Raw genomic sequence first — 5,017 nt, 5'->3', positions numbered from 1 at the left:
GGGACTTGCGCGGTCCCTGTGGGAGCGGGCAAGCCCGCGAAGAATACGACTCGGTCTATCAGTGAGTACGCGCGACCGCAAACTCGCTCAGCTCGACCAGCGCATCACGATATTCGCTGGCCGGCAGCACTTCCAGGCACTGGATCGCACGCTTCACATAGTCACGCGCCAGCTCCGCCGTATACTTCAGTGCACCCGACTCTTCTACCGCCACGCGAATCTGCTCCAGGTCTTCCAGGCCGCCCTTCTGGATCGCCTGGCGCACCAGCGCAGCCTGTTCGGCGGTGCCTTCGCGCATGGTGTAGATCAGCGGCAGGGTAGGCTTGCCTTCGGCCAGGTCGTCGCCGACGTTCTTGCCCAGGGTCTGCGAATCGCCCTTGTAGTCCAGCAGGTCGTCGACCAGCTGGAACGCCACGCCCAGGTGGTCACCAAAGGTACGCAGGGCCTCGCGCTGTTCGTCGGTGGCTTCGGCCAGCGCGGCGGCGCTGTGGGTCGAAGCTTCGAACAGCATTGCGGTCTTGCCGCGGATGACCTCCATGTAGACTTCCTCGGTGGTGCTGGCGTCGCGTACCCGCGACAGTTGCAGCACTTCACCTTCGGCAATCACGCGGGTGGCCTTGGACAGAATCTGCATGACCGGCATCGAGCCCAGTTCGACCATCATCTCGAACGAGCGCGAATAGAGGAAGTCGCCCACCAGCACGCTTGGTGCGTTGCCCCACAGGGCATTGGCGGTGGAGCGGCCACGGCGCATGCCAGACATGTCGACCACGTCGTCGTGCAGCAGGGTAGCGGTGTGCAGGAATTCGATGGTGGCAGCCAGCAGGCGCAGGTCGTCGCCTTCGCGGCCCAGGGCCTTGCCACACAGCAGCACCAGCAGGGGGCGCAGGCGCTTGCCACCGGCGGACGTGATATAGTCGCCGATCTTCGATACCAGCGGCACGCGCGAGGTCAGCTGCTTCTTGATGATCTCGTCGACGGCGCTGAAATCATCAGCCACCGCGCGGTAGAAGGATTGGGGTTGCATCGGCTGCTCCAGTGAGGTTGCGCGGCATGCTAGGTCGCGGGTCCCGGTGTGTCAAGGCGCGGTGCCAGCGCCCCGGGGGCGGTACTTGCAAGCAAAACCGCGGTTGCGTACAATCGCGCACCCTAACTTCCTGGGCAGCACCTGCCTTACGCAATTGCGCCGGGCCGTTCCAGCCCTGTGCAGCCATGCCAGCCAATACTCATCATATAAAGCGCTGGGTGAGCAGGATTATCGGAGAAATACCATGTCTTACGCAGTAATCGTTACCGGCGGCAAGCAGTACAAAGTCGCTGAAGGTGAATTCCTCAAGATCGAAAAACTGGAAGTCGCCACTGGCGAATCCGTGACCTTCGATCGCGTCCTGCTGGTCGCCAACGGTGAAGAAGTCACCATCGGTGCTCCAGTTGTTGCTGGCGCTAAAGTAGTGGCCGAAGTCGTTTCGCAAGGCCGCCACGACAAGGTTCGCATCATCAAGTTCCGTCGTCGTAAGCACCACATGAAGCGTATGGGCCACCGCCAGTGGTTCACCGAGATCAAAATCACCGGTATCCAGGCTTAATCCCCTAGATCCCCTGAATTTATTTGGAGAATTGAACCATGGCTCACAAGAAGGCTGGTGGTAGTACTCGTAACGGTCGCGACTCAGAATCGAAACGCCTTGGCGTGAAGATGTATGGCGGCCAGGCTATCAAGCCAGGCAACATCATCGTCCGTCAGCGCGGCACCGAATTCCACGCTGGCTACGGCGTTGGCATGGGCAAGGATCACACCTTGTTCGCCAAGATCGAAGGCGTGATCAAGTTCGAGAAGAAAGGCGAGTTCATGCGCCGTTACGTGAGCATCGTCGCCGCTTAATCGCGACGTCGCTCCAGAAGCCCCGTCATGCGACGGGGCTTTTTCGTTTGTGGTGAGCCTCTTGCAAAGCTGTTTGTATGGGCTGCCGGCGTGGGTTTCTACGGTCGTACGGGGCCGCCGCGCTCATTTTTGCAAGAGCCTCAGGTTTTTCAGGTATTCAACTCGCCAACAGGCGAGAGGCGGTTTTGAATGAAGTTTGTTGACGAAGTATCCATTCGGGTCAAGGCCGGTGACGGTGGCAACGGTTGCATGAGCTTCCGTCGCGAGAAGTTCATCGAAAACGGTGGCCCCAACGGTGGTGACGGTGGCGACGGTGGTTCGGTGTACATGATCGCCGACGAAAACCTCAACACCCTGGTCGACTATCGCTACACCCGTCATCACGAGGCCCAGCGTGGCGCCAACGGCGGCAGCACCGACTGCACCGGCAAGAAAGGCGACGACCTGTTCCTACGTGTGCCGGTCGGTACCACCGTGATCGACGCCTCCACACAGGAAGTGATCGGTGACCTGGTCACCCCGGGCCAGAAGCTGATGGTCGCCCAAGGTGGCTGGCACGGCCTGGGCAACACCCGTTTCAAGTCCAGCACCAACCGTGCGCCGCGCCAGACCACCCCGGGCAAGCCGGGTGAGCAGCGCGACCTGAAGATGGAAATGAAAGTGCTGGCCGACGTCGGCCTGCTGGGCCTGCCGAATGCTGGCAAGAGCACCTTCATTCGTTCGGTTTCGGCCGCCAAGCCGAAAGTGGCCGACTACCCGTTCACCACCCTGGTGCCCAACCTGGGCGTGGTCAGCGTCGACCGCTGGAAGAGCTTCGTCATCGCCGACATTCCCGGCCTGATCGAAGGTGCTTCCGAAGGCGCCGGCCTGGGTATCCGCTTCCTCAAGCACCTGGCGCGTACCCGCGTGCTGCTGCATCTGGTGGACATGGCGCCGCTGGATGAAAGCAGCCCGGCCGATGCCGCCGAGGTCATCGTCAACGAGCTGACCCGCTTCAGCCCGTCGCTGGCCGAGCGTGAACGCTGGCTGGTGCTTAACAAGGCCGACATGGTCATGGACGACGAGCGCGACGAGCGGGTCAAGGAAGTGGTCGAGCGCCTGCAGTGGGAAGGCCCGGTCTACGTGATCTCGGCCATCTCCAAGCAGGGCACCGAAAAGCTCAGCCACGACCTGATGCGCTACCTCGAAGACCGCGCCGACCGCCTGGCCAACGACCCGGCCTACGCCGAAGAGTTGGCCGACCTCGACCAGCGCATCGAAGACGAAGCCCGTGCCCAGCTGCAGGCCCTGGACGATGCCCGTACCCTGCGCCGTACCGGCGTCAAGAGCGTGCACGACATCGGCGACGATGACGGTTGGGACGATGATTTCGAGGACGACGAAGACGGCCCGGAAATCATTTACGTGCGCGACTGACCGGTTGCAGTACACTAAACGCCGCTCTTTGGAGCGGCGTTTTTGTATCCACGGTATCTACAGATTCGACATAGGTTGGAAGAAGATGCGAAGCAAGGTGACGGGCGCCAAGCGCTGGGTCGTGAAGATTGGCAGTGCTCTGCTGACCGCCGATGGCAAGGGCCTCGACCGCGGTGCCATGGCCGTTTGGGTCGAGCAGATGGTCGCGCTGCGTGAGGCAGGCGTGGAGTTGGTACTGGTCTCCTCCGGGGCCGTGGCTGCCGGCATGAGCCAGCTGGGCTGGACGTCGCGACCGAGTGCGATGAACGAGCTGCAGGCGGCTGCCTCGATCGGCCAGATGCGCCTGGTGCAGGCCTGGGAGTCGAGCTTCGGCGAGCACGGCAAGCACACCGCGCAGATCCTGCTGACCCATGACGACCTGTCCGACCGCAAGCGCTACCTGAACGCCCGCAGCACCCTGCGCACGCTGGTCGACCTGGGCGTGGTGCCGGTGATCAACGAAAACGATACCGTGGTTACCGACGAGATCCGCTTCGGCGACAACGACACCCTGGCGGCGCTGGTGGCCAACCTGGTCGAGGCCGACCTGTTGGTGATCCTCACCGACCGCGATGGCATGTTCGACGCCGACCCACGCAACAACCCCGAAGCCCAGCTGATCTACGAGGCCCGCGCCGACGACCCGGCACTGGACGCGGTGGCCGGCGGTACCGGTGGCGCTCTGGGCCGTGGCGGCATGCAGACCAAGCTGCGCGCCGCGCGCCTGGCAGCCCGTTCCGGTGCCCATACCATCATCATCGGTGGCCGCATCGAGCGCGTGCTGGATCGCCTCAAGGCTGGCGAACGCCTGGGTACCTTGCTGTCGCCCGAGCGCGGCATGCTTGCGGCACGCAAGCAGTGGCTCGCCGGTCACCTGCAGACCCGTGGCACCCTGGTGCTGGATGCCGGTGCCGTGCAGGCGCTGCGCCAGGCCAACAAGAGCCTGCTGCCGGTTGGCGTGAAAACCGTGCAGGGCAGCTTCCGTCGTGGCGAGATGGTGGTGTGCGTGGGCCCGGACGGCCTGGAAGTGGCCCGCGGGCTGGCCAACTACAGCGCCCTGGAAGCGCAGAAGATCATCGGCCAGCCGTCGGATGCCATCGAAGGCCTGCTGGGCTACAGCGCAGAACCGGAGTTGGTGCACCGCGACAACCTGGTGCTGGTATGAGCCTGCTGAAGCGGGTAATCGGTGTGGCGGCATTGGTGCTGCCAATGCTGGCCGGGGCCGAGGAAATTGGCCAGGTATCCACCGTGTTCAAGTTCCTCGGGCCGAATGACCGCATTGTGGTCGAGGCGTTCGACGACCCCAAGGTCGAGGGCGTGACCTGCTACCTGTCGCGGGCCAAGACCGGCGGCGTGAAGGGTGGGCTGGGGCTGGCGGAGGACCGGGCGGAGGCATCGATTGCCTGTCGTCAGGTGGGGCCGATCAATTTCAAGGGTGAGCTGAAGGATGGCGAGGAAGTGTTCAAGGAGCGCACCTCGCTGGTGTTCAAGACCATGCAGGTGGTGCGCTTTTTGGACAAGAAGCGCAATACGCTGGTGTACCTGGTGTATAGCGACCGGATAGTCGAAGGTAGCCCGCAGAATGCGGTGACAGCGATTCCGATTCTGCCTTGGGCGCATTGATAGCCTGACAGATCGCCGGGAGGCCTTTGGCCTCCATCGCCGGCAAGCCAGCTCCCA

General features: G+C 62.9%; 6 protein-coding genes. 5 read left to right on the top strand and 1 reads right to left on the bottom strand.

Features of this window, described 5'->3' with window-relative positions; genetic code table 11:
* Window positions 1–58 precede the first annotated feature (58 nt).
* Window positions 59–1,027 (bottom strand): polyprenyl synthetase family protein, encoded by a 969-nt coding sequence (locus ACK1U9_RS21225; RefSeq protein ID WP_003256318.1) that lies wholly within the window; start codon window positions 1,025–1,027, stop codon window positions 59–61.
* Window positions 1,028–1,271: 244 nt separating this feature from the next.
* Here ACK1U9_RS21225 and rplU point away from each other — a divergent pair, with 244 nt between their 5' ends.
* The 5 genes from rplU to ACK1U9_RS21200 all read left to right on the top strand — a co-directional run bounded on the left by rplU (window position 1,272) and on the right by ACK1U9_RS21200 (window position 4,960).
* Window positions 1,272–1,586, top strand: coding sequence for a 50S ribosomal protein L21 (rplU, locus tag ACK1U9_RS21220; RefSeq protein ID WP_003247466.1), 315 nt, complete (start codon window positions 1,272–1,274; stop codon window positions 1,584–1,586).
* 38 nt (window positions 1,587–1,624) lie between these two features.
* The gene (rpmA, locus tag ACK1U9_RS21215; RefSeq protein WP_046616804.1) at window positions 1,625–1,882 is read left to right on the top strand and encodes a 50S ribosomal protein L27; all 258 of its coding nucleotides are present in this window, start codon (window positions 1,625–1,627) and stop codon (window positions 1,880–1,882) included.
* 189 nt (window positions 1,883–2,071) lie between these two features.
* A complete protein-coding gene (cgtA, locus tag ACK1U9_RS21210; protein ID WP_046616802.1) occupies window positions 2,072–3,298 on the top strand; it encodes an Obg family GTPase CgtA in 1,227 nt (408 codons plus the stop codon).
* Between the two features lie 85 nt (window positions 3,299–3,383).
* A complete protein-coding gene (gene proB, locus ACK1U9_RS21205) occupies window positions 3,384–4,502 on the top strand; it encodes a glutamate 5-kinase (protein ID WP_046616800.1) in 1,119 nt (372 codons plus the stop codon).
* The gene (locus ACK1U9_RS21200) at window positions 4,499–4,960 is read left to right on the top strand and encodes a CreA family protein (RefSeq protein ID WP_419198568.1); all 462 of its coding nucleotides are present in this window, start codon (window positions 4,499–4,501) and stop codon (window positions 4,958–4,960) included. The genes proB and ACK1U9_RS21200 overlap by 4 nt, the downstream gene beginning before the upstream one ends.
* The last annotated feature ends 57 nt before the right edge of the window (window positions 4,961–5,017 follow it).

The organism is Pseudomonas sp. XP1 (assembly GCF_053557675.1).
The sequence above is the reverse complement of the archived record's forward strand: the minus strand, read 5'-3'. Positions and strand labels throughout refer to the sequence as shown.